This window comes from Corallococcus interemptor, from assembly GCF_003668875.1.
Classification (GTDB): domain Bacteria; phylum Myxococcota; class Myxococcia; order Myxococcales; family Myxococcaceae; genus Corallococcus; species Corallococcus interemptor.
Genome location: NZ_RAWM01000003.1, coordinates 128406 through 149942 on the forward strand (window position 1 = coordinate 128406; position 21537 = coordinate 149942).

Annotated in this window: 16 protein-coding genes; 13 read left to right on the forward strand and 3 right to left on the reverse strand. The window is 71.5% G+C overall.

All coding sequences use genetic code 11. The annotated features are described in order from the left end of the window. Positions 1–58 precede the first annotated feature (58 nt). Entirely contained in the window at positions 59–1507 is a 1449-nt protein-coding gene (gene dgt / locus D7X96_RS02170; protein WP_121768843.1) for a dGTP triphosphohydrolase, read from the reverse strand. 75 nt (positions 1508–1582) lie between these two features. Next, entirely contained in the window at positions 1583–3166 is a 1584-nt protein-coding gene (locus tag D7X96_RS02175) for a phytoene desaturase family protein (RefSeq protein WP_121768844.1), read from the reverse strand. 203 nt (positions 3167–3369) lie between these two features. Between D7X96_RS02175 and D7X96_RS02180 the strand changes: the two genes are divergently transcribed. The 7 genes from D7X96_RS02180 (at position 3370) to D7X96_RS02210 (ending at position 12708) form a co-directional block, all read left to right on the forward strand. Continuing rightward, a complete protein-coding gene (locus tag D7X96_RS02180; protein WP_121768845.1) occupies positions 3370–3855 on the forward strand; it encodes a chemotaxis protein CheW in 486 nt (161 codons plus the stop codon). Beyond that, entirely contained in the window at positions 3852–5381 is a 1530-nt protein-coding gene (locus D7X96_RS02185) for a CheR family methyltransferase (protein WP_120551165.1), read from the forward strand. The genes D7X96_RS02180 and D7X96_RS02185 overlap by 4 nt, the downstream gene beginning before the upstream one ends. Before the next feature lie 14 nt (positions 5382–5395). Next, entirely contained in the window at positions 5396–6010 is a 615-nt protein-coding gene (locus D7X96_RS02190) for a chemotaxis protein CheW (RefSeq protein WP_120551166.1), read from the forward strand. Further along, positions 6007–7650, forward strand: a complete 1644-nt coding sequence (locus D7X96_RS02195; protein WP_120551167.1) for a methyl-accepting chemotaxis protein — start codon at positions 6007–6009, stop codon at positions 7648–7650. The genes D7X96_RS02190 and D7X96_RS02195 overlap by 4 nt, the downstream gene beginning before the upstream one ends. A 3-nt stretch (positions 7651–7653) precedes the next feature. After that, complete coding sequence (locus D7X96_RS02200) at positions 7654–9798, forward strand: hybrid sensor histidine kinase/response regulator (protein WP_121724880.1); 2145 nt, start codon at positions 7654–7656, stop codon at positions 9796–9798. Continuing rightward, a complete protein-coding gene (gene cheB / locus D7X96_RS02205; protein ID WP_120551169.1) occupies positions 9795–10862 on the forward strand; it encodes a chemotaxis-specific protein-glutamate methyltransferase CheB in 1068 nt (355 codons plus the stop codon). Before D7X96_RS02200 ends, cheB begins: the two co-directional genes overlap by 4 nt. Positions 10863–10974: 112 nt before the next feature. Then, complete coding sequence (locus tag D7X96_RS02210) at positions 10975–12708, forward strand: ATP-binding protein (protein WP_120551170.1); 1734 nt, start codon at positions 10975–10977, stop codon at positions 12706–12708. 4 nt (positions 12709–12712) lie between these two features. Here the strand turns inward: D7X96_RS02210 and D7X96_RS02215 are convergent, their stop codons facing one another. Continuing rightward, entirely contained in the window at positions 12713–13645 is a 933-nt protein-coding gene (locus D7X96_RS02215) for a LysR family transcriptional regulator (RefSeq protein WP_120551171.1), read from the reverse strand. Positions 13646–13768: 123 nt separating this feature from the next. Here D7X96_RS02215 and D7X96_RS02220 point away from each other — a divergent pair, with 123 nt between their 5' ends. The 6 genes from D7X96_RS02220 (at position 13769) to D7X96_RS02245 (ending at position 21070) form a co-directional block, all read left to right on the forward strand. Continuing rightward, entirely contained in the window at positions 13769–14536 is a 768-nt protein-coding gene (locus D7X96_RS02220) for an SDR family oxidoreductase (protein ID WP_120551172.1), read from the forward strand. Positions 14537–14591: 55 nt separating this feature from the next. After that, the gene (locus tag D7X96_RS02225; protein ID WP_120551173.1) at positions 14592–16373 is read left to right on the forward strand and encodes a monovalent cation:proton antiporter-2 (CPA2) family protein; all 1782 of its coding nucleotides are present in this window, start codon (positions 14592–14594) and stop codon (positions 16371–16373) included. Positions 16374–16388: 15 nt separating this feature from the next. Next, entirely contained in the window at positions 16389–17690 is a 1302-nt protein-coding gene (gene dctA, locus D7X96_RS02230) for a C4-dicarboxylate transporter DctA (protein ID WP_120551174.1), read from the forward strand. A 255-nt stretch (positions 17691–17945) separates the two neighbouring features. Next, entirely contained in the window at positions 17946–18140 is a 195-nt protein-coding gene (locus D7X96_RS02235; RefSeq protein ID WP_121768846.1) for a hypothetical protein, read from the forward strand. Between the two features lie 99 nt (positions 18141–18239). Next, positions 18240–19718: a sensor histidine kinase gene (locus tag D7X96_RS02240; protein WP_121724997.1), complete on the forward strand. Its 1479-nt coding sequence runs from the start codon at positions 18240–18242 to the stop codon at positions 19716–19718. Beyond that, positions 19700–21070, forward strand: a complete 1371-nt coding sequence (locus tag D7X96_RS02245) for a sigma-54-dependent transcriptional regulator (protein ID WP_120551177.1) — start codon at positions 19700–19702, stop codon at positions 21068–21070. Before D7X96_RS02240 ends, D7X96_RS02245 begins: the two co-directional genes overlap by 19 nt. The last annotated feature ends 467 nt before the right edge of the window (positions 21071–21537 follow it).

Genomic DNA, 21537 nt, shown 5'->3' on the forward strand with positions numbered 1-21537 from the left:
GGTGACGAAGTCGCTCAGACGCCTGCGCAAGGCACCCACGGGATCGTGGATGACCGCGCTATCCGTGGGTGAGCTGCGCATGAAGGTCGCAAGCGAAGGTGTCTGTCATTCCACAGACGTAGTCGGTCACCAACTGGTAGCGGTGATACAGCGGAGGAAGGCTTGAGCTTTTGCAGGCGGCTTCGAACGCAGTCCGGTAGTTCCTCGACAGCAGGTTGTAGACCTTGCCTTCAGGGCTCTTGTTGAACTTCTTCCAGGCCTTGCCCGTGGTGTCCACGGGGACCGGACATTCGCGGGCCCCCTCCCAGAAGATGTCCATCAATCCATGGATGACACGGCGGCCCAGGGTCTCCAGCCGGAGCGTCTCCGGGGCGCTGTAGACGCGCTCGCGCCCGAACCGCTTGCACACCTCGATGAGGCGGGACGCGCCGCTGGCGCTGATGAGGTCCCCCTGCTCCAGCGCCTCGCCCTGCATGAGCCGGGCGTAGTTCCGCTGGAAGGCCGCGAGGATTTCCTTCTTGGACTCGCCAATGACCACCGTCCGGAAGTGCTGCGCGAGGGCCTCGTCCCGAGCCCGTCCTTCCAGCGGCGTGTCCGCCTTTTCGATGTACTCGTGGACGGTCTTGAGGACGGACTTCGCCATGCCAGAGTCGTCGTGCTGCTCCAGGAAGGCTTCGACTGCCCGCCAGCTCACGATGCCCTTCTTGACCCCGTCCTCGATGTCCACGGTCGCGTAGACCATGTCGTCACAGGCTTCGACCAGATATGCGATGGGGTTGCGTGCGGAGCCAGTGCCCGTGAGCGACCGGATCAGGTCGACCTTGTTCTGTTCCGAGGCGAAGTAGCCCGGCTTCTTCGTGTCGGCGGATCCACCCTCGGAGGTCGCATCCGAAGCAGCGGTGTACTTCATCGCGGCCGACAGCGTTCCCACCGTCAGGTTCAGCCCGTAGGAGTCCGCGAGCAGTTGAAGGCGCGACACGATGCGTAGCGTCTGGGCGTTTCCCTCGAACATCAAGAAATCGTTCCGGAGCTGGCCGACACGCGCTGGAAGCCGCTCCGTCCCAGGGTAGAGCGCCTGCCCCGCCTCGCCGAAGTTCTTCTTGAACCAGCTGCTGATGGCTTCCTCTCCCGCATGACCGAACGGGGGGTTGCCCAGGTCGTGAATGAGGCCGCACGTCGCCGCGATGGCTTCGATGTCGAGAACCTGCTGGACGGACTCCAGGTGGTGCTCCCGCAGCATCCACCGGGCCGCACCCCGCGCGAGGCCTCGGGCCAGCGTCGAGACCTCCATGGAATGCGTCAGGCGCGTCCGGACCGCATCGTTCGGCTCCAGCGGAAAGACCTGGGTCTTGTCCTTCAGGCGCCGGACGGGGGCGGAGAAGACGGCCCGATCGTAGTCCCGGTCGAAGTGGGTCCGGCCATCGTCCTCCAGCGGCGTCGAACCGCGGCCGCCTTCCGCCTCGCGGATCCGCGTGTCACACAGCAAGGTCTTCCAATCCAGCGCCATGGTGCCCCCCCATTTCGACGATGTCGCCGAACCTAGCGGGGAGGTCTGACATGGGACGACCCGACGCGCCCCCTTTCAGCCGCTCCGCGCCATGCGGAGCGGCGGCTGTTCCCCGGCGTCCTCCATGGGCGGCACGTAGGGCCAGCCCTTCAGCGGCCCCTTCCCTGCCTCGCGCGTGAGGTAGTCCGCCGCGATGTTCGCGCTCTCCATGATGGTCAACAGGCCGCTGCCCGGGTGCGTGCCGCCGCCCACGAAGTACAGCCCCTCCACCTGCGCGTTCTTCACGCGCGGCCGCAGGGGGCCCAGCTGCATCCACGTGTGCGACAGGTTGAACACCGCGCCCCGGAACACGTTGAAGTCGTCCCGCCACGTCTCCGCCGTGAAGTAGCGCTCCGCCTTCACGTGCTCGCGCAGGTTCTTGATGCCCACCTTCTCCAGCATCTTCGGGATGCGCTCGCGCAGCGTCGCCTCCGTGTTCGCCCAGTCCACCGAGCGCGCCGTGTTGGGCGTGGGCACCAGCACGTACAGCGTGGAGTGCCCCTTCGGTGCTCCCGTGCCGTCCGTCACCCCCGGGTTGCACACGTAGAAGGGCGGGTCGTCCACGTCCACCGTGCGGTCCTCCAGCGCGTCCCGGTCCGTGCGCCGGGCGCTCTCCGACAGGTAGATGAGGTGGTGCGGCAGGTCCGCGTACGTCGTGTCCACGCCGTAGTACGCCATGAACGTGCTGCACGAATACTTCGCCCGCTCCAGCGCTCCGTCCGACAGCCGCGTGCCTTCCCGCAGCTCCGGCGCCAGCAGCTTCTGCGCCGCGTAGGCCAGGTCCGCGTTCACCACCACCGCGTCCGCGTCCAGCACCTCGCCATCCGCCAGCTTCACGCCCACCGCGCGCCCGGCCTCCGTGCGCACGCGCTCCACCGCCGTGCCCATCCGGAACGTCACGCCCAGGTCCTGGGCACACCTCATCATGCCGCGCGCCAGCTCCCGGAAGCCGCCCTGCACGTGCCACACACCGAAGCACAGCTCGATGAACGGAATGACGCTGAACACCGACGAGCACGTCGTCGGGTGCAGCCCCAGGTACTTCGACGGGTACGCCAGCGCGTACGTCATCCGGTCGTCGTGGAAGAACGAGTCCAGCTGCTTGTAGAGCGTCTGCCACGGCTTGAAGCGCAGCGTGGGCGCCAGCCGCCACGGCGCGTAGTAGTCCAGGCTGCCCGCGTTCGTGCAGATGAACTTCTCGTACGCGAGCGCGTACTTCCTGCGCCCGTCCTCCATCCACTCCTGGAGCGCGCGCCCCTTGCCCGCGCCGAACCTCTCCAGGTCCTGGCCCATCCGCTCCAGGTCCCGCCGCGTGTCCAGGTGCGTGCCGTCCCAGAAGTGCACGCGCGTGTTCGGATCCACCGGCACCAGCGTGACGTAGTCCTCCAGCCGCTTCCCCGAGCGCCAGAAGATCTGCTTCAGGATGCCAGGCAGCTGGAGGATGGACGGGCCCGTGTCCACGGCGTACTCGCCGTCCCGACCCAGCGTCAGGCCCTTCATGCGGCCGCCGGGCACCGCGTCCTTCTCCACCACGGTGACCCGGAAGCCCTGCCCCGCGAGGTTGATGGCGGCCGTCAGGCCCCCAGGGCCCGCGCCCACGACGATGACGTGCTGAACCATGTGCCTCACGATGCCCGGCCCCGTGCCGGCTGGCGACTGTCCTTGCAGGACGGCCCGGACGAAAAAGCGTTTCCGTCCGGGACTCCAGGCGCTCCGCCAGGCGTTGGCTCCCAGGGGACCCGCCTGCGAGCGTTCGCTGGTAGACGGGCCAACATCCTGAATCCCCGGGGGGCCTGGCCTCCTGTAGCCTGCGACGCGCATCCATGAATTCCCCCCCGGAGGCCCGCCCACAGGAAGTCCTGCTGTTCACCCTGGAGCGGCAGCGCTATGGCCTGCCCGTGGAGGACGTGCGCGAGCTGGTGCGCGCCGCGCGCCTCACGCCCCTGCCCCAGGCGCCCGACGTGGTGGAGGGACTGCTCAACCTGCGCGGGGACCTCTTGCCCGTGCTGGACCTGCGCCGCCGCTTCCGCCACCCCGCTCGCGCCCTGTCCCCCATGGACCACTTCATCGTCGCGTCCGCCGGTGGCCGGCGCGTGGCGATGCGCGTGGACCGGGCCGAAGGGCTGCACGCCGTCACCGCCGCGGAGTGGGACCCGTCCCCCCGGGAGCTGCCGGGCGTGGGCTTCGTGGCCGGAGCCGCGAAGCTTCCGGACGGGCTGGTGCTCGTGCACGACCTGCGCGCGTTCCTCTCCGAGGCGGAGGCGCTGCAACTCGACACCGCGCTCGGAGCCCTTCCGGAGCCCGCTTGATTGGCGGCGTCCTCCCCCGGGGTTTCAAGGAGGTGCTCGCCCTGGTGGAGGAGCGCGCGGGGCTCGCCGCGCCCAGCTGCCTGGCCGCCGCGATGGAAGGCATCCAGCGCGCCATGGCCCGCGCCAACCAGGAGGACGTGGACGCCTACCTGCGCGAGCTGTCCTACGACAACGCGCTGTTCGACGACCTGCTCACCGAGCTCACCATCGGGGAGACGTACTTCTTCCGCACCCACGAGCACTTCGACCACCTGCGCCGCGTGGTGCTGCCGGAGCTGCGCGAGCGCCGGGGACAGGAACACCTGCTGCGCGCGTGGAGCGCGGCGTGCTCGTCCGGCGAGGAGCCCTACTCCATCGCCGCGCTGCTGATGGCCGAGGGCTGGGAGGAGCGCATGTCCGTGCGCGCGACGGACGTGTCGCGCACGGCGCTGCAGCGCGCCCAGCAGGCCCGCTACACGGACTGGTCCCTGCGCGGTCCCTCCGCGGACCGCATGCGCCCCCACTTGAAGCAGGAGGGCCGCTTCTACTGGCTGTCCCCGGACGTGAAGCGCCACGTGCAGCTGGGCTACCTCAACCTGGCGCTGGAGACGTGGCCGTCCGCGGAGAGCGGCGTCTGGCAGCTGGACGTCATCTTCTGCCGCAACGTCCTCATCTACTTCAACCGCGCCACCATCGAGGGCGTGGCGCGCAGGCTCCATGCGTCGCTGGAGGACGGCGGGTATCTGTTCACGGGTCCGTCGGATCCGCCGCTCGCGGACTACGCGCCGCTGGAGCCCGTGCTCACGGAGTGGGGCGTGCTGTACCGCAAGCCCCCGGCCGGCTCGGGCGCGGGGCACTTCGTCCCGCTCCAACCGCTTCAGCCTCTGCCGCCGCTGCCCGCGACGGTTCCCGCTCCGCCCCTGCCCGGGTTCCGCCCGCCTCCGCCGGTCGCCAGCACACCCGCGCCGGTCCGGGGCACTCCCGCGGGAGGGCCACCCGCGGCGCGCCCCGGCGAGTCCTCCACGTCCGGGACTCGGACGCGCTTCACGCTGAGCGTGGAGGCGCTGGAGGCCGTGCGCGCGGCGCTGGCCCGGGGCGATTGGCGCGAGGCCGCCCGGCGGGCGGGGGCCCAGTCGGCCGACCCGGAAGGCGCCCTGGCCGCGGTTCGTGCACTGGCCAACCTGGATCCGCGCGCGGCGCTGTACGCCTGCGAGGAGGCCTCGGTTCGTCACCCACTGGTCGCCGGTCTGCGGTATCTGGAGGCCTTGCTGCTGCTGGGACGGGCGCGGCTGCCCGAAGCGGAGCGGTCCGCCCGGCAGGCGCTCTACCTGGAGCCGGGGCTCGCGGTGGGCCACCTGCTCCTGGGCCACGTGCTGCGCCGGCAGGACCAGGCCGCCGCCGCCGCCCGGGCCTACCGCGAGGCGGAAGGGCTGTGCCGGAAGCTGCCGCCAGAGGCGCTGGTGCCGCTGGCGGAAGGTGAGCGGGCCGGAGCGCTGGCGGACGTGGCCCGCGACGAGGCGCGGCGCCTGGAGCGGATGGAAGGCTAGAGAGGCTCAAGCGGATGCCGAAGCGCGAGGGAAACATCGACTGGGACAAGGTCCGGGCCCGGCTGGAGGCGCTGGAGCGCGCCACCGAGGCGCGCGACACCCTCACGGATGAGGCCGCCCGCGAGGCGCTCGACGCGCGCGCGCGCGCCCTGGCCCGCCCGGCGGACCTCCCCGTGCTGCCCGGCAGCCAGCGGGAGGTGGTGCGCTTCAAGGCCGCGGGCCAGACGTATGCCCTGGAGTCGCGCTTCATCCTGGAGGTCCTGCGCGCGCCGGAGCTCACCCTGCTGCCGGGCGCGCCGCCGCTGTTGCGCGGCCTGACGCTCTTGCGCGGCGAGGTGCTGCCCGTGGTGGAGCTGGCCCCGCTGTTCGGCCGGCCCGCGGCGCAGGACGTAGGCCCCGTGCTGGTGGTGGGCACGGCCCGCGCGGAGCTGGGCCTGCGCACGGATGAGGTGATGGAGGTGGCGGTGCTGACGGGCACGGAGCTTCTGCCCGCGCCCCCCTCCCTGGAAGAAGCAGCGGGCGCGCTGGTGTCCGGCGTCAGCCCCGACGGCACGCTCGTCCTGGAGGGAGAGGCCCTCCTCGCCGACGAGCGTCTCGTGTTCGAGCTTTCCGAAGAAGGAGTCGCATGAGCATCGGGAATCGCATCGCGCTGGGCTTCGGGCTGTCCCTGCTGGTGCTGCTGATCATCGCCAGCGTGGCCTTCCAGGGCGCCCAGCAGCTCACCACCACCACCGAGGGCCTGCTGGAGGCCCACAACAACTACAAGCTGCTGCGCGAGGTGCGCGCGCTCGTCGTGGACGCGGAGACCGGCCAGCGCGGCTTCATCCTCACCGGTGAAGAGACCTACCTGCGCCCGTACCAGAACGCCATGGCCGAGCTGCGAACGGACCTGGACGCCCTGCGCCCCGCGATGGCCCGCTACCCGGATCAGCGCACCCGCTTCGCGAAGCTGGAGCCCCTGGTCCTGAACAAGCTGGACGAGCTGGCGGACACCATCCGCGTCCGCCGTGAGCAGGGCTTCGAGGCGGCCCAGGCCATCGTGAAGACCAACCGCGGCCAGAAGGAGATGGAGACCATCCGGGAGCTCATCTTCGAGATGCGCGACACGGAGGAGGAGCGCTGGAAGCAGTACTCCGACGCCGCCACCCAGGCCGCGCAGCGCAGCGTCTGGGTGCTGGCGCTGGGCACCCTCCTGGGCCTGGCCATCGTGGGCGTGGGCAGCTTCGTCATCACCCGCGGCATCACCGACCCCCTGCGCAAGCTCACCTTCGGCGCGGAGCAGCTGGGCAAGGGCGACCTCACCCACCGCATCGACGTGCGCGGCAAGGACGAGATGGCCGACCTGGCCGGCGCCTTCAACGGCATGGCGGAGCGCCGCCAGCAGGCGGAGGTCCAGCTGGCGAAGCAGGCCGAGCAGCGCGAGCACACCCTCAAGACCGTGGCCGAGTTCGTCAACCAGCTGGCCGGCGCGTCCTCGGAAATCCTCGCCAGCACCACCGAGCAGGTGGCCGGCGCCCAGGAGCAGGGCACCGCCGTCACGGAGACGGTGAGCACCATCGAGGAGATCACCAAGACGTCCGAGGAGGCCGCCGGCCGCGCCCGCGCGGTGAGCGAGTCCGCCCGTCACTCGGAGGAAGTGGGCCGCTCCGGCCGCCGCGCCGTGGAGGAGGCCGTGTCCTCCATGGGCGCCGTGCGCGACCAGGTGGAGTCCATCGCGTCGCGCATCCTCGCCCTGGCGGAGCAGGCCCAGGCCATTGGCGACATCATCACCACCGTCAATGACATCTCCGAGCAGACGCACATGCTGGCGCTCAACGCGTCCATTGAAGCGAGCCGCGCGGGCGAGCACGGCCGCGGCTTCGCCGTCGTCGCCTCCGAGGTGAAGGCCCTGGCGGACCAGTCCAAGAAGGCCACCGCGCAGGTGCGCCAGATTCTGGGTCAAATCCAGAAGGCCACCCACGGCGCGGTGATGACCACGGAGGAGGGCACCAAGAGCGTGTCCGCCGCCACGCGCGTCGTCACGGAGGCCGGCGCCACCATCCAGCAGCTGGCGGACCTGCTCACGCAGGCGTCGCTCACGGCCGCGCAAATCGCCGCGTCCGCCAACCAGCAGGCCACCGGCATCGGGCAGATCCGCCAGGCAATGCACGACGTGAACCAGGCCACGCAGCAGGGGCTCATCTCGTCGCGGCAGACGGAGCGCGCGATGCAGGACATCAACGCCATGGGCCAGAAGTTGAAGGGGCTGCTCGGGGAGTTCGGGCGCTAACCCATGGATCGCGACAGGCTGGCGCAAGCACTGCTGGACTCGTTCCTGGAGGAGCTGGAGGGGCACGTCGTGTCCCTCAACCGGGACCTGCTCGCGCTGGAGCAGGCCCCGGCGCGCGCGAAGGAGCTCATCCCCGGCCTCTTGCGCACGCTGCACAGCGTGAAGGGCGCGTCGCGCGCGGCCAGCGCCAGCATGGTGGAGAACGCCTGCCACCGCATGGAGGAGGTGCTGGAGCCGCTCATCCACGGGCGCGCCGCCACGCCGGACCTCTTCGAGCTGTGCTTCGCCACGGTGGACGCGCTGGACGACGCGGGCCGCCGCCTGGCCGCGCGCCAGGAGCTGGCGGGCTCGCCGCTGGAGACGCTGCTGCCCCAGCTGGAGCAGGCCGCGCACGGCACGCCCTCGCAGGCGCCCCCGAAGCCGGCCCCTGTCGTCCCTGCCGCTCCTGAAGCAAAGCCCGCGGAGCCCGAGCCGGAGCTGCCCGCTCCCGCCCAGGCCAGTGGGGAGGCGCTGCCGGTGCGCGTGTCCGGGCAGAAGCTGGACGCGCTGCTGGGCCGCAGCGGTGAGTTGCGCGTGGCCATGCTGCGCCTGGAGGGCCACGCCGAGTCCCTGGAGTCGCTGCGCGACGACGTGATGGGCCTGCGCGAGCGGGTGCGCGGCACGCAGTCCGAGACGACGCTGCGCCGCGTGGAGCTGGAGCTGGCGCGGGTGGCGCGCGTGCTGGCGCAGGACCGCCGCGCGCTGTTCCAGTCCTCCACCGGCCTGGATGATGAGGTGCGCCGCGCGCGCATGCTCCCCTTCGAGGAGGGCTGCACCGGCCTGGAGCGCGCCGCGCGCGACGTGGCGCACGGCCTGGGCCGGCGCGTGCGCATGGAGGTGCACGGCGGCGGGCTGGAGCTGGACCGCTCGCTCTTGCAGTCCCTGCGTGAGCCGCTGCTGCACCTGGTGCGCAACGCGGTGGCGCACGGCCTGGAGGCGCCGGAGGAGCGCGTGCGCCACGGCAAGCCGGAGGAGGGCCGCGTGGTGCTGTCCGCGCGCCTTCGCGGCAGCCGGGTGGAGGTGGCGGTGGAGGACGACGGGCGCGGCCTGGACCTGGAGGCCCTGCGCGAGCGCGCGCGGACCCGGGGCATGGAGGCGCCCGAGGACGACGAGGACGCGGCGCGGCTCGTGTTCCTGCCGGGCCTGTCCACCGCGGCGAAGGTGACGGCGGTGTCCGGCCGGGGCGTGGGCCTGGACGTGGTGCGCGCCCAGGTGGAGGCCCTGCGCGGCAGCGTGGAGGTGACCTTCAAGGCGGGCCAGGGCACGCGCTTCACGCTGGACGTGCCCCTCACGCTGAGCACCCTGCGCGTGCTGCTGGTGTCCGTGGGCGGGCAGGTGCTGGCGCTCGCCAGCGAGGGCGTGGACCGGCTCTTGCGCCTGACGCCCTCCGACGTGCGCGAGGTGGAGGGGCGCATGTCCTGGGTGACGCCGGAGGCGCTGGTGCCGCTGGCGTCGCTCGCGGGCGTGCTGGATTTGCCCCCGGGGCCGCCCAAGGCGCGGCCGCCCGCGGTGGTGCTGTCCGCGGGCACCGCGCAGGCGGCGCTGGTGGTGGACGAGGTCATCGCGGAGCAGGAGGTGCTGGTGCGCTCCCTGGGCAGCCGCGTGAAGCGCGCGCGGCACGTGGCCGCCGCGGCGGTGCTGCCGGATGGGCGCATGGCGCTCTTGCTCAACCCCGCGTCGCTGGTGCGGGCCGCCGGGGGACGCCCCTCCGGGGAGTTCTTCCCCACGCCCAAGGAGCGGGCGGCGCGGCGGCGCGTGGTGCTGGCGGACGACTCGCCCACGACGCGCATGCTGGAGCAGAGCATCCTGGAAGGCGCCGGCTACGACGTCGTCGCGTGCGCGGACGGCGCGGAGGCGTGGGAGCGGCTGCAGGCGGGCGGCGCGGACGCCATGGTGATGGACGTGGAGATGCCGCGCATGGACGGCTTCCAGGTGACGGAGGCCGTGCGTACCTCTCCACGCTTCGGGCGCGTGCCGGTGGTGCTCGTCACGTCGCGTGAGAAGCCCGAGGACAAGGCGCGCGGCCTGCAAGCCGGCGCGAGCGCCTACATCGTGAAGAGCGCGTTTGACCCGACGAGCCTGCTGGAGACGCTGAGGCGACTGCTATGAAGACCGAACCGTTGCGCATCCTGGTGGCCGAGGACTCGCCCACCGCCCGGCGGCTGCTGGTGGAAATCCTGCGCACCGACCCGGGGCTCACCGTGGTGGGCGAGGCCAGGGACGGCATTGAGGCGGTGGACCTGTGCCAGCGCCTGCAGCCGAACCTGGTGACCATGGACATCCAGATGCCGCGCATGGACGGCCTGGACGCCACCCGCCGCATCATGACGGAGGTCCCCACGCCGGTGGTGGTGGTGTCCACGCTGGTGGAGCGCGACATCCAGACGTCCATGGCCGCGCTGAGGGCCGGGGCGCTGGCGGTGCTCCAGAAGCCGGTGGGCCCGGAGTCGCCGGACTTCGAGGCCGACAGCCGCCGCCTGCGCGACACGCTCAAGGCCATGGCCCAGGTGAAGGTGGTGCGCCGCTGGCCGGACCGCTCCGCCATGCTCACGCCCCCGCAGGAGACGACGCTCACGCCCAGCACCCGCCCGCCGGCCGTGCTGGCCATGGCCGCGTCCACCGGAGGCCCGGCGGCGCTCTACCGCATCCTGTCCGACCTGGGTGAGAGGGACACGCCGCCGCCCCCCATCCTGCTGGTGCAGCACATCGCGCTGGGCTTCGGCTCCGGCCTGGCCACGTGGCTGGGCACGGCCACGAAGCTGCGCGTGAAGGTGGCCGAGGACGGCGAGCCCCTCATGCCCGGCACGGTGTACCTGGCCCCGGACGACAAGCACCTGGGCGTCACCATGGACCACCGCGCGCAGGTGTCCGGCGCCGCGCCCATCCAGGGCTTCCGGCCGTCCGCCAACTGGCTCTTCCGCGCCGTGGCCCGCGCCTACGGGCAGACGGCCCTGGCGGTGGTGCTCACCGGCATGGGTCAGGACGGCCTGGACGGCATCCGGGACCTCCACCAGGCGGGCGGGCGGGTGATCGCCCAGGACGAGGCCACGTCCGTGGTCTACGGCATGCCCGCCGTGGTGGTGGGGGCCAACCTGGCGCATGAGGTCCTGCCTCTGGGGCAGATCGCGCGGCGGCTGCTGGCGCTGCTGCAGCCCATGGGTCGCCTCATCTGAAGTGTTGGTTGAGCAAAAATCATTCACCCAAGTGGGTGGCCGGAATGGCGGCCCTGGCACGGAGTGTCAATATCGGGTCCAATCGGGGGCGTCCCCACGCCCCCACTTCCCGATGAGTGCTCCCACGACTGGCCTGGCCTACGAGGCGGTTTTCGCCGCCATCCCCGACCCTGCGTACCTGCTGGATGGCACGGGCCGCCTGGTGTCGTGCAGCGCGGCGGGAGCCCGGGCGCTCGGCCGTGAGGCGGGAGCGCTGGCGGGCCGGCACTGGAGCGAGCTGGGGCTGCCGCAGGAGGCGCTGGCCGCGCTGGAGTCCGCGCGTGTCCGCGTGGTGACACTGCGCGAGACGACCACCGTGGAGGCGCCCTGGCCGGGCGCGCAGGGCCTGCGGCGGCACGCGCTGGTGCTCACGCCGCTGGGCCCGGAGACGGACGCCTCTCCGTCGGTGCTGGTGACGGCGCGGGCGCTCACGGAGGCCGAGGCCATCTACTCCCGCGCGCTGGAATTGGAGCAGGCCGCGCGCGCGGAGGTGGAGACCGCGGAGCGCCGCCGGTCCTTCCTGTACCAGGCGATGACGACGCTGTTCACGCACCCGCCGGATCCGCAGGGCATGTACACGCTGCTCGCGCACCTGGCGGTGCCGGACCTGGCGGACTGGTGCCTGGTGGACGCGCTGGAGCAGGGCCCGTGGGTGGGCCGCGCGGCGGTGGCGTGCCTGGACCCGACGCAGCAGGAGCGCGCCCGGGGCCTGCCCATGCGCACGGAGGTACGCGACGACGCGCCCGTGGGCCTGTTGCGCGTGCTGCGCACGGGCGAGCCGGAGCTGGTGCCCGCGGTGACGGAGTCGCTCCTGCGCGCGGCGGCGGCGGAGCCCGCGCACCCGGCGATGCTGGAGGCGCTGCAGGCGCGCTCGTACATGATCATCCCGCTGCGCGCGCGCGGCCACACGCTGGGCGCGGTGACGTTCGTGAGCTCCGGCTCCGGGCGGCGCTACGGCCCGGACGACCTGGCGCTGGCGGAGGACCTGTGCCTGCGCGCGAGCCTGGCCATCGACAACGCGCGGCTGGTGGGTGAGTCCCGCCGGGCGGCGCGCGCTCGCGAGGACCTGCTCGCGGTGGTGTCGCACGACCTGAAGAACCCGCTGGGCGTGGTGCAGCTGGGCGCGGCGCTGCTCCTGCGCGGCACGGCGGGCAAGCCGGGCGGCGAGGCGGTGGCGAAGCAGGCCACGCGCATCAACGACGCGGCGGAGCGCATGTCGCGGCTCATCAGCGACCTGCTGGACTGGGGCCGCCTGGAGGCGGGCCACCTGCCGCTGGAGTTGGGCGAGCACACCGCCGTGGCGCTGGCCACGGAGGCGCTGGAGGCCATCCGGCCGCTGGCGGAGGCCAAGGGGCTGCACCTGGAGGCGGACCTGCCCACGGAGGGCCTGCGCGTGAGGTGCGACCGCAGCCGCGTGCTCCAGGTGATGGGCAACCTGCTGGGCAACGCCGTGAAGTTCACGCCGCCGGGCGGCACGCTGGCGGTGAAGGCGGTGATGCGCGGCGGCGAGGTGTCCTTCGACGTGCGCGACACGGGCAACGGCATCACGCCGGACGCGCTGCCGCACATCTTCGACCGCTACTGGCAGGCGCGCGACGCGGCCGCTCGCGGCACCGGCCTGGGGCTGGCCATCGCCAAGGGCCTGGTGGAGGCCCACGGCGGCTCCATCCGCGCGGAGAGCATCCTGGGCACCGGCAGCGTCTTCACCTTCACGCTGCCCGTCGCGCACATCGGCATGCCCGTCCCGGCCCCGCAGGCCGCGGCCTCCGGCGGCATGACGCGCCCGCGCGACACGTACGAGCACTGACGCTTCAGCGCCCCTTCCTCCGCGATGGAGGGGTGGGCGGAGGGGTGAGCACCTGGCGCGCGTGCTCCAGGAAGGCGCGCAGCGCGGGTGACACCTGCGCGCGGCCGGGGAAGTAGAGGAAGAGGCCCGGCACGGACGCGGCGTACTCCTCCAGCACTCGGCGCAGCGTGCCCGCCTTCAGCTGCGCCTCCACCTGCGACTCCAGCACGTACGCCAGGCCCAGGCCGGCCTCCGCCAGCCCCAGCCAGACGCGCTCGTCGTTGGTGGTCACCGTGCCGCGCACCGGCAGCCGCCACGTGCGCGAGCCCTTCTCCAAATCCCACGGCAAGAGCGCCCCGGTGTTGGACGAGCGGTAGGTGAAGCAGTCGTGCTGGAGCAGGTCCTTGGGCTTCACCGGCGTGCCGTGGCGCTCCAGGTACTCCGGCGCGCCCACCACGATGAAGCGGAACGCGGGCGCGATGCGCACCGCCACCATGTCCCGCTCCAGGTACTCCTCCAGCCGGATGCCCGCGTCGAAGCCCTCCGCGACGATGTCCGCCTTGCGGCTCTCCACCACCAGGTCCAGCTCCACCTGGGGATGGCGCTCCCGGAACGAGGCCACGAGCGGCGTGAGCACGAAGGGCAGCGCGGTGGCCGGCAGCGTCAGCCGCAGCGCGCCCGTCAGCGTCCCGGGCCGTGAGGACGCGTCCTTGAGCGCCCCCAGGGCCTGCGCCACGCCCGGCCCGGCCTGCTCCACCAGCCGCCGCCCCGCCGCCGTCACCGCCACGCTGCGCGTCGTGCGCGACAGCAGCGGCACGCCCAGCCGCTCTTCCAATTGCCGCACCGTGTGGCTCAGCGCGGAGGCGGACACGCCCAGCTCCGCCGCGGCCGCCGCGAAGCTGCGGTGCCGGGCGACGGCGAGGAACTGGTGCAAGGCATTGAGTGGGGTCAGCGCCATTCCTGAGCTTTCTTCAAGAGTCCATCCGGATTCCAGACCTACTCCCGGACGCGCCCGTTTCCTATCCCTTGTCCTGTCTCGCGAAAGCAGCCCCCTTCTCCAAGCGCGAGCAGGAGTCGCCCCATGGCATCCCCCACCCTCCCCCTCTCCGGCCGCGTCGCGGTCATCACCGGTGCCTCCAGCGGCATTGGCGCCGCCACCGCGCTGCGGCTCGCGCGGGACGGCGCGAGCGTCGCCCTGCTCGCACGCAGCAAGGAGCGGCTGGACGCGCTCGCCTCCACCATCACGCAAGGGGGTGGCCGGGCGCTCGCCCTGGGCACCGACGTGGTGGATGCGCGGTCCGTGAAGGAGGCCGCGAAGGTCATCGCCGGCGAGCTGGGCGTCGTGGACCTGGTCCTCAACAACGCCGGCCTCATGCGGCCCACACCCCTGGAGGCGCACCCCACGGAGGACTGGGAGCGGATGATTGATTTGAACGTGAAGGCCAGCGTGCGCGTCGTGGAGACCTTCGTCGAACCGCTGCTGGCGGCGGCGAAGGCGGGCGGGCGCTCGGACCTCATCAACGTGTCGTCCGTCGCCGCGCAGTCCGTGTTCCCCAACTTCAACGTCTACGGCGCCACCAAGGCCGCCGTCACCCACCTGTCCCGCCACCTGCGCGCGGAGCTGGGCCCGCGCTTCGTCCGCGTCATGGCCCTGGAGCCGGGGCTGGTGGACACGGCGCTGCACGACGGCAACACCGACCCGGGCGCGCGGGCCTGGCTGGAGGGGGCTCGCAAGTCGCTCACCTGGATGTCGCCGGAGGAGGTCGCGGGCATCATCGCCTTCGCCACCGCCCTGCCCCGGCACATCAACTTCCAGCAGCTCACCCTCATGCCCACCCAGCAGGCCTGAGCCGTCCCCCACGCCTGTTGCCGAGGTGGCCTTCAGCGTGCCATGCAGGCGCCTTATGTCCTTTCTGCATCAGGCGCTGGTGTTCCTGGCCGCCACGGTGGTCGCCGTGCCCCTCTTCAAGAAGCTGGGGCTGGGCTCCGTGCTGGGCTACCTGGCGGCGGGGGCGGCCATCGGGCCGTATGGCGCGGGCCTCATCTCCGACGTGGAGAACATCCTCCACATCGCGGAGCTGGGCGTGGTGCTGCTGCTGTTCGTGATTGGCCTGGAGTTGCAGCCGTCACGTCTGTGGAACCTGCGCCGCTCCGTGTTCGGCATGGGCGGCGCGCAGGTGGTGCTGACGGGCGTGCTCCTGGGCGGCGTGGGCAAGGCGCTGGGCCTGTCCTGGGGCGCGGCCATCATCGCGGGCTTCGGCCTGTCGCTGTCCTCCACCGCGTTCGCGCTCCAGCTGCTCGCGGAGAAGAACCAGCTCACCGCCGAGCATGGGCAGCTGGCCTTCGGCATCCTCCTGTTCCAGGACCTGGCCGTGATTCCCCTGCTGGCCGCGCTGCCGCTGTTGGGCCGGTCCGACACGCCGTCCACGGAGGCCGGGTGGCTGATGGCCGTGAAGGCCGTGGGCGCGGTGCTGGTCGTGGTGGTCGCGGGCCGCTACCTCCTGCGGCCGGTGTTCCGCGCGGTGGCGTCCGTGCACAGCCAGGAGCTGTTCACCGCGACGGCGCTGCTCGTCGTCGTCGGCACCGCGACGCTGGTCAGCGCGGTGGGCCTGTCCATGGCGCTGGGCGCGTTCCTCGCGGGCGTGCTGCTGTCGGAGTCCGAGTACCGCCACGAGCTGGAGGCGGACATCGAGCCCTTCAAGGGCCTCCTGCTGGGCCTGTTCTTCATCGCCGTGGGCATGTCCTTGAACCTGGCGCTGCTCATGCGCGAGCCCTTGCGCGTGCTGGCGCTGGTGCTGGGCCTGACGTTCCTCAAGGCGCTGGTGCTGTACGGACTGGGGCGCGTGGGGCTGAAGAAGCCGGGCTCCGCGCTGAGCCTGTCGGTGGTGATTTCGCAGGGCGGTGAGTTCGCCTTCGTCCTCTTCTCCCTGGCGGTGTCCTTCCACGTGATGGAGCGCGCGCAGGCGGACCTGCTGGTGCTGGTGGTGGGCCTGTCCATGGTGGTGACGCCGTTCCTGTCCGCCATCCACGAGCGCTGGGTGGCGCCGCGCTTCAAGCACAAGGGCCCGCAGCGCGAGTACGACGTGTCCCCGGAAGAGGACCACCCGGTCATCATCGCGGGCATGGGGCGCGTGGGTCAGGTGGTGGCCCGTCTGCTGCGCGCGCGCCGCATCGGGTTCACCGCCATCGACGCGAGCGCGGAGCACATCGACTTCATCCAGCGCTTCGGCAACCAGGTGTTCTACGGCGACGCGTCCCGGTTGGATTTGCTTCGCGCCGCGCGCGCGGAGAAGGCCAAGGTGTTCGTGCTGGCCATCGACGACATGGCCGCGTCCCTGCGCACCGCGCAGATGGTGAAGGAGCACTTCCCGCACCTGACCATCTACGCGCGGGCACGCAACCGCGAGCACGCGTACCGCCTGCTGGACCTGGGCGTCACCCACCTCATCCGTGAGACGTTCGACGCGAGCCTGACGATGGCCGGCGACGTGCTCCAGGAGCTGGGCCTCACCTTCGCGGAGGCCCGCCGCTCCGTGGAGCGCTTCCGCGAGCACGACGAGGCCCTGATGCTGGAGAGCGCCAAGGTCTTCAAGGACGAGAAGAAGATGATGGAGGTCATCGTCCGCGCTCGCCGCGAGCTGGAGCTGTTGTTCGAGAAGGACGAAGCCGAGCAGAAGTCGGCCTGAGGGGGACGCACGACCATGAGCGCCGACACGAAGTCCTCGCGCCTCTACCTGTGGGTGCTGGCCGCCATCTTCGCGGGGGGCCTGCTGGGCCACTTCGCGCCGTCCACCGCGGTGAAGCTCAAGCCGCTGGGCGATGGGTTCATCGCGCTGGTGAAGATGCTCATCTCCCCGGTCATCTTCCTGACCGTGGTGCTGGGCGTGGCCAACGTGGCGGACATGAAGAAGGTGGGCCGGGTGGGCGGCAAGGCGCTGCTCTACTTCGAGGTCATCTCCACGTTCGCGCTCGTCATCGGCGCGGTGGTGGTGACGGTGCTCAAGCCGGGCTCCGGCTTCAACGTGGACCCTCGCACGCTGGACGCGAGCGCCGTGGCCCGCTTCGCCCAGCAGGCCCATGACCAGTCCACCCTGGGCTTCCTGCTGCACATCATCCCGCGCACCTTCGTGGACGCCTTCACCGGCGAGGGCGACCTGCTCCAGGTGCTGCTCTTGGCGCTCTTGTTCGGCTTCTCGCTGACGGCCATTGGCCCCGTGGCGAAGCCCGTGGTCGTCCTCTTCGAGGCGCTGTCCAAGGCCTTCTTCCACATGATTGGCACGGTGATGAAGCTGGCGCCCATTGGCGCGGGCGCGTCCATGGCCTTCACCCTGGGCGCCTACGGCATCACCAGCCTGGGGCCGCTCTTGCGCCTGATGGGCTGCTTCTATCTGGCGTGCGTGCTCTTCGTCGTGGTGGTGCTGGGGCTCGTCGCGCGGGTGACGGGCTTCTCCATCCTGAAGTTCCTGCGCTACATCCGCGCGGAGCTGTTCCTGGTGCTGGGCACGTCGTCGTCCGAGTCCGCGCTGGTGCCGCTGATGCAGAAGCTGGAGCGGCTGGGCTGCTCCAGGTCCGTGGTGGGGCTGGTGGTGCCCAGCGGATACTCGTTCAACCTGGACGGCACCAACATCTACCTCACCATGGCGGCGCTCTTCGTGGCGCAGGCGCTCAACGTGGACCTGACTTTCACTCAGACAGCGACGCTGCTGGGCGTGGCGATGCTCACGTCCAAGGGCGCCTCCGGCGTGACGGGCGCGGGCTTCATCACCCTGGCCGCCACGCTGGCGGTGGTGCCGTCCGTGCCGGTGGCGGGGCTGGCGCTCATCCTGGGCATCGACCGGTTCATGAGCGAGGCGCGCGCGCTCACCAACTTCATTGGCAACGGCGTGGCCAGCATCGTCGTGTCCCGCTGGGAGAACGAGCTGGACCGCGAGCGGCTGCGCGCGGAGCTCAACGGCGTGCCCTCCCCCGAGGCTCCGCCCGCCGACGCGGGCACGGCCGCCTGATCAGCTTTGATTGCGGGGGAGCACGGCGCATGCCACCTGCCTTGAAAGGCCGTGGATCCGTCGTGCCCCCAAAGCCTCCGGGGCATCCTGCCCCCGCCGGGGCAATGTGCCCCAGGCGAGCATGGCCATCCCGCCCCGCGTCTGGCAGCGCCCCGCTCTGGGGCGTGTGTTGGCATGGCCAATGCTCTGGCCCCTGGTCAGCCCCGCACCCCACACCCCACTTCACACCTCGCGGGTCTGATCCGGAGTCTCTCCATGAAGCGCACGTCCGCCCTGGTCCTCGGTCTGTCCCTGTCCCTCGCCTCCGGCGCCTTCGCCGCCGAGTCCAAGCCCGCCGCCAAGAGCGCGCCCGCCGCCCAGGCGAAGGCCGGCGCCAAGGCGAAGAAGGCGAAGACGGGCGCCACCCAGAAGGCCCCCGCCGCTCCGGCCGAAGGCTCGGGCAGCAACTAGCCACACGCAGTCGTGACGCAGCACCCGCGGTACCCGTAGCGTACCTCCCCGGTCCGTGTGTTCCTTCCCCCTCACGCACGAACCGGGGGTTGCCTCTTCGTGAAGCTCGCTCGCAAGTTCACCCTGGCCCTGGTGCTCCTCGCCGTCGCGGTGATGGCCGGACTGCAGGCGTTCCAGGTCAACCGGGAGCTCGCCCGGTCGGAAATCGACACGCAGCACGACCACCGCCTGCTCGGCCACACGCTGGCAGGTTCCATTGGCAAGGCGTGGCAGCTGGCGGGCGAGTCCGAGGCGCTCACGCTGCTCAACCAGGCCAACCGCTTCCAGGAGCAGGTGCGGCTGCGCTGGGTGTGGCTGGACGGAGGCCCCGGCTCGGGCTTCGCGCCGGCGCTGCCCCCGGCCCTGCTGCTCAGCCTGCGCGCGGGCAACGACGGCTGGCTGATGGACAACTCCAGCAGCCCCGGCGTGCTGCGCTCGTACACGCCGGTGTTCCTGGGCCGGCGCATGGGCGCCATTGAAATCACCGAGTCCATGTCCGAGCAGGAGCAGCACGTGCGCACCACCGTGGTGGGCACCTTCATCGCCACGGCGGCGCTGTCCTTCTTCTTCCTGCTGGCCGCCATGGCCATGGGCCGCAGGCTGGTGGGCCGGCCCGTGGAGCAGCTGGTGCACCTGGCGGGGCGGATTGGCGAGGGCGACCTCACCGCGCGCGTGCCCCTGCGGCGCGAGCACGGCGACGAACTGACGACGCTGGCGGTGGCCATGAACCGGATGGGTGAACAGCTGGAGGAGACGCGCGCGAGGCTGGCGTCGGAGACGGCGGCGCGCCTGCGCACGGTGGAGCACCTGCGGCACGCGGACCGGCTCACCACGGTGGGCAAGCTCGCGTCCGGCGTGGCGCACGAGCTGGGCACGCCGCTCAACGTCGTGATGGGCCGCGCGAAGATGGTGTCCTCCGGCGAGGCGGAGGGCGACGAGGTGAACGAGTGCGCCCGCATCATCTTCCAGCAGGCGCAGCACATGACCGGCATCATCCGGCAGCTGCTGGACTTCGCGCGCAGGCGCACCCCGTCACGCGCGCCGGAGGACCTGTCGCTGCTGGCCGAGCGCACGCTGTCGCTGCTCAAGCCCATGGCCACGAAGCGGGGCGTGACGCTGTCCCAGGAGGTGCCCGCGGGCTTCACCGTGGAGGTGGACGCGGGGCAGATGCAGCAGGTGCTCACCAACCTGGTGATGAACGGGCTCCACGCCATGGCCCGGCCCGGCACCCTGCGGGTGCGCGTGCAGGTGCTGCGCGCCACGCCCCCCGCGGACGTGGGCGGCGCGGAGCAGGAATGGGTGCGGCTGGACGTGGAGGACGAGGGAACGGGCATTCCCGCGGACGTGCTGCCCCACGTCTTCGAGCCCTTCTTCACCACCAAGGACGTGGGCGAGGGAACGGGGCTCGGATTGTCCGTCTCCTATGGGATGGTGCGGGACCACGGCGGCTGGATTGACGTGAAAAGCGAGCCGGGCCGTGGGAGTTGTTTCTCCATCTACCTGCCGCCGGGGACGCACGCATGCCAGGCCGCATCCTGATTGTCGAAGACGAGCGCGAGATGCGCGCCCTGGTGGAGAAGGGCCTCCAGCGCCGGGGCTTCCAGCCCGTGGCCGTGGCCGCCGCGGACGAGGCCTTGCAGAAGCTGTCCGTCGAGGACTTCGACACGGTGCTCACCGACCTGCGCATGCCGGGCATGGACGGCCTGGCGCTGTGCGAGCGCATCGTGCTCAACCGGCCGGACATCCCCGTCGTGGTGGTGACGGCCTTTGGCAGCCTGGAGACGGCGGTGGCCGCCATCCGCGCGGGCGCCTACGACTTCATCACCAAGCCCATCGACCTGGACGCGCTGGTGCTGGTGCTGGAGCGCGCCGTGCAGCACCGCGCCCTGCGCGCGGAGGTGCGACGGCTGCGCGAGGCCCTGGACCAGCGCCAGGACGACGGCGCGCTCGTGGGGGAGAGCCCCGCGCTCAAGCAGGCCTACGCGCTCATCGACCGGGTGGCGGACGTGGACGCCACGGTGCTGATTACCGGTGAGAGCGGCACCGGCAAGGAGGTGGCCGCGCGCGCGCTCCATGCCCGGGGCCGGCGCAAGGAGGGGCCCTTCGTGGCCATCAACTGCGCGGCCATGCCGGAGCAACTGCTGGAGAGCGAGCTGTTCGGCCACGCCAGGGGCGCCTTCACCGACGCGAAGGCCTCGCGCACGGGCCTGTTCGTGAAGGCGAATGGCGGCACGCTGTTCCTGGACGAGGTGGGCGAGCTGCCCATGACGCTCCAGCCGAAGCTCCTGCGCGCGCTGCAGGAGCGCGTGGTGCGCCCGGTGGGCGGGGACACGGAGACGCCCTTCGACGCGCGCATCGTCGCGGCCACCAACCGCGACCTGGAGCTGGCGGTGGAGGAGAACCGCTTCCGCGAGGACCTCTACTACCGGCTCAACGTCATTGGTCTGGAATTGCCTCCGCTGCGCGCGCGCGGCAACGACGTGCTGCTGTTGTCCCAGCGCTTCGTGGAGCAGTTCGCGACCCGCACGGGCAAGAAGGTGGTGGGGCTGTCCCCCGCGGCGGCGCAGCGCCTGTTGGCCTACGGGTGGCCGGGCAACGTGCGCGAGCTGCAGAACTGCATCGAGCGCGCCGTGGCGCTCACGTCCTTCGAACAGCTCACCGTGGACGACCTGCCGGAGCGCATCCGCAACTACAGCTCGCCGCGCGTGGTGCCTGAGAACACGGACCCGTCGGAGCTGGTGACGCTGGAGGAGCTGGAGCGGCGCTACATCCACCGCGTGCTGGAGGCGGTGGGAGGCAGCCGCACGCTCGCCGCGCGCATCCTGGGCGTGGACCGCAAGACGCTCTACCGCAAGCTGGAGCGGGGCGATGGAGAGGCCAGGAAGAACTAGCTGGGAACGGGGACAGGGCGCACCTCCCCCCCTGGGTGGCGTCCGCCCCGTTTTCCCAGCACCTGGGAGACCCTGGAGCATCCGCTCCGGCCACAACCCTCCGTCGTGGACACAAGTCGCCTTCACCCCCTGGGGCGTGCCCCCGTCTGGCCTTCCGCGGGGTATGGTTCCGGGAGGATGCGCCCCGTCCCTGTCCAGAGCCGAGTCTTCTGTCGCGTGGCGGACCTCGCGCGCGGCGTGGGCGACAAGAACGTGACGGACCCGTTCCCTCCTGGAGGTTCCTGCCTACCCTCGGAAATCCACGAGTCCCCGTTTCGCGTAAACAGGCGGTCAGGGTGCCCGCCGCTGTCCTGCTTCCGTGTTCCGGCGATGAAGCCGGGCACGCTCCGCGGTACCGCAGTGTTTTCGACCTGAAGGAACCCGTCCCCCGCCTCCCAACCACGACCCGCCGATGGCCCAAGCTCCCG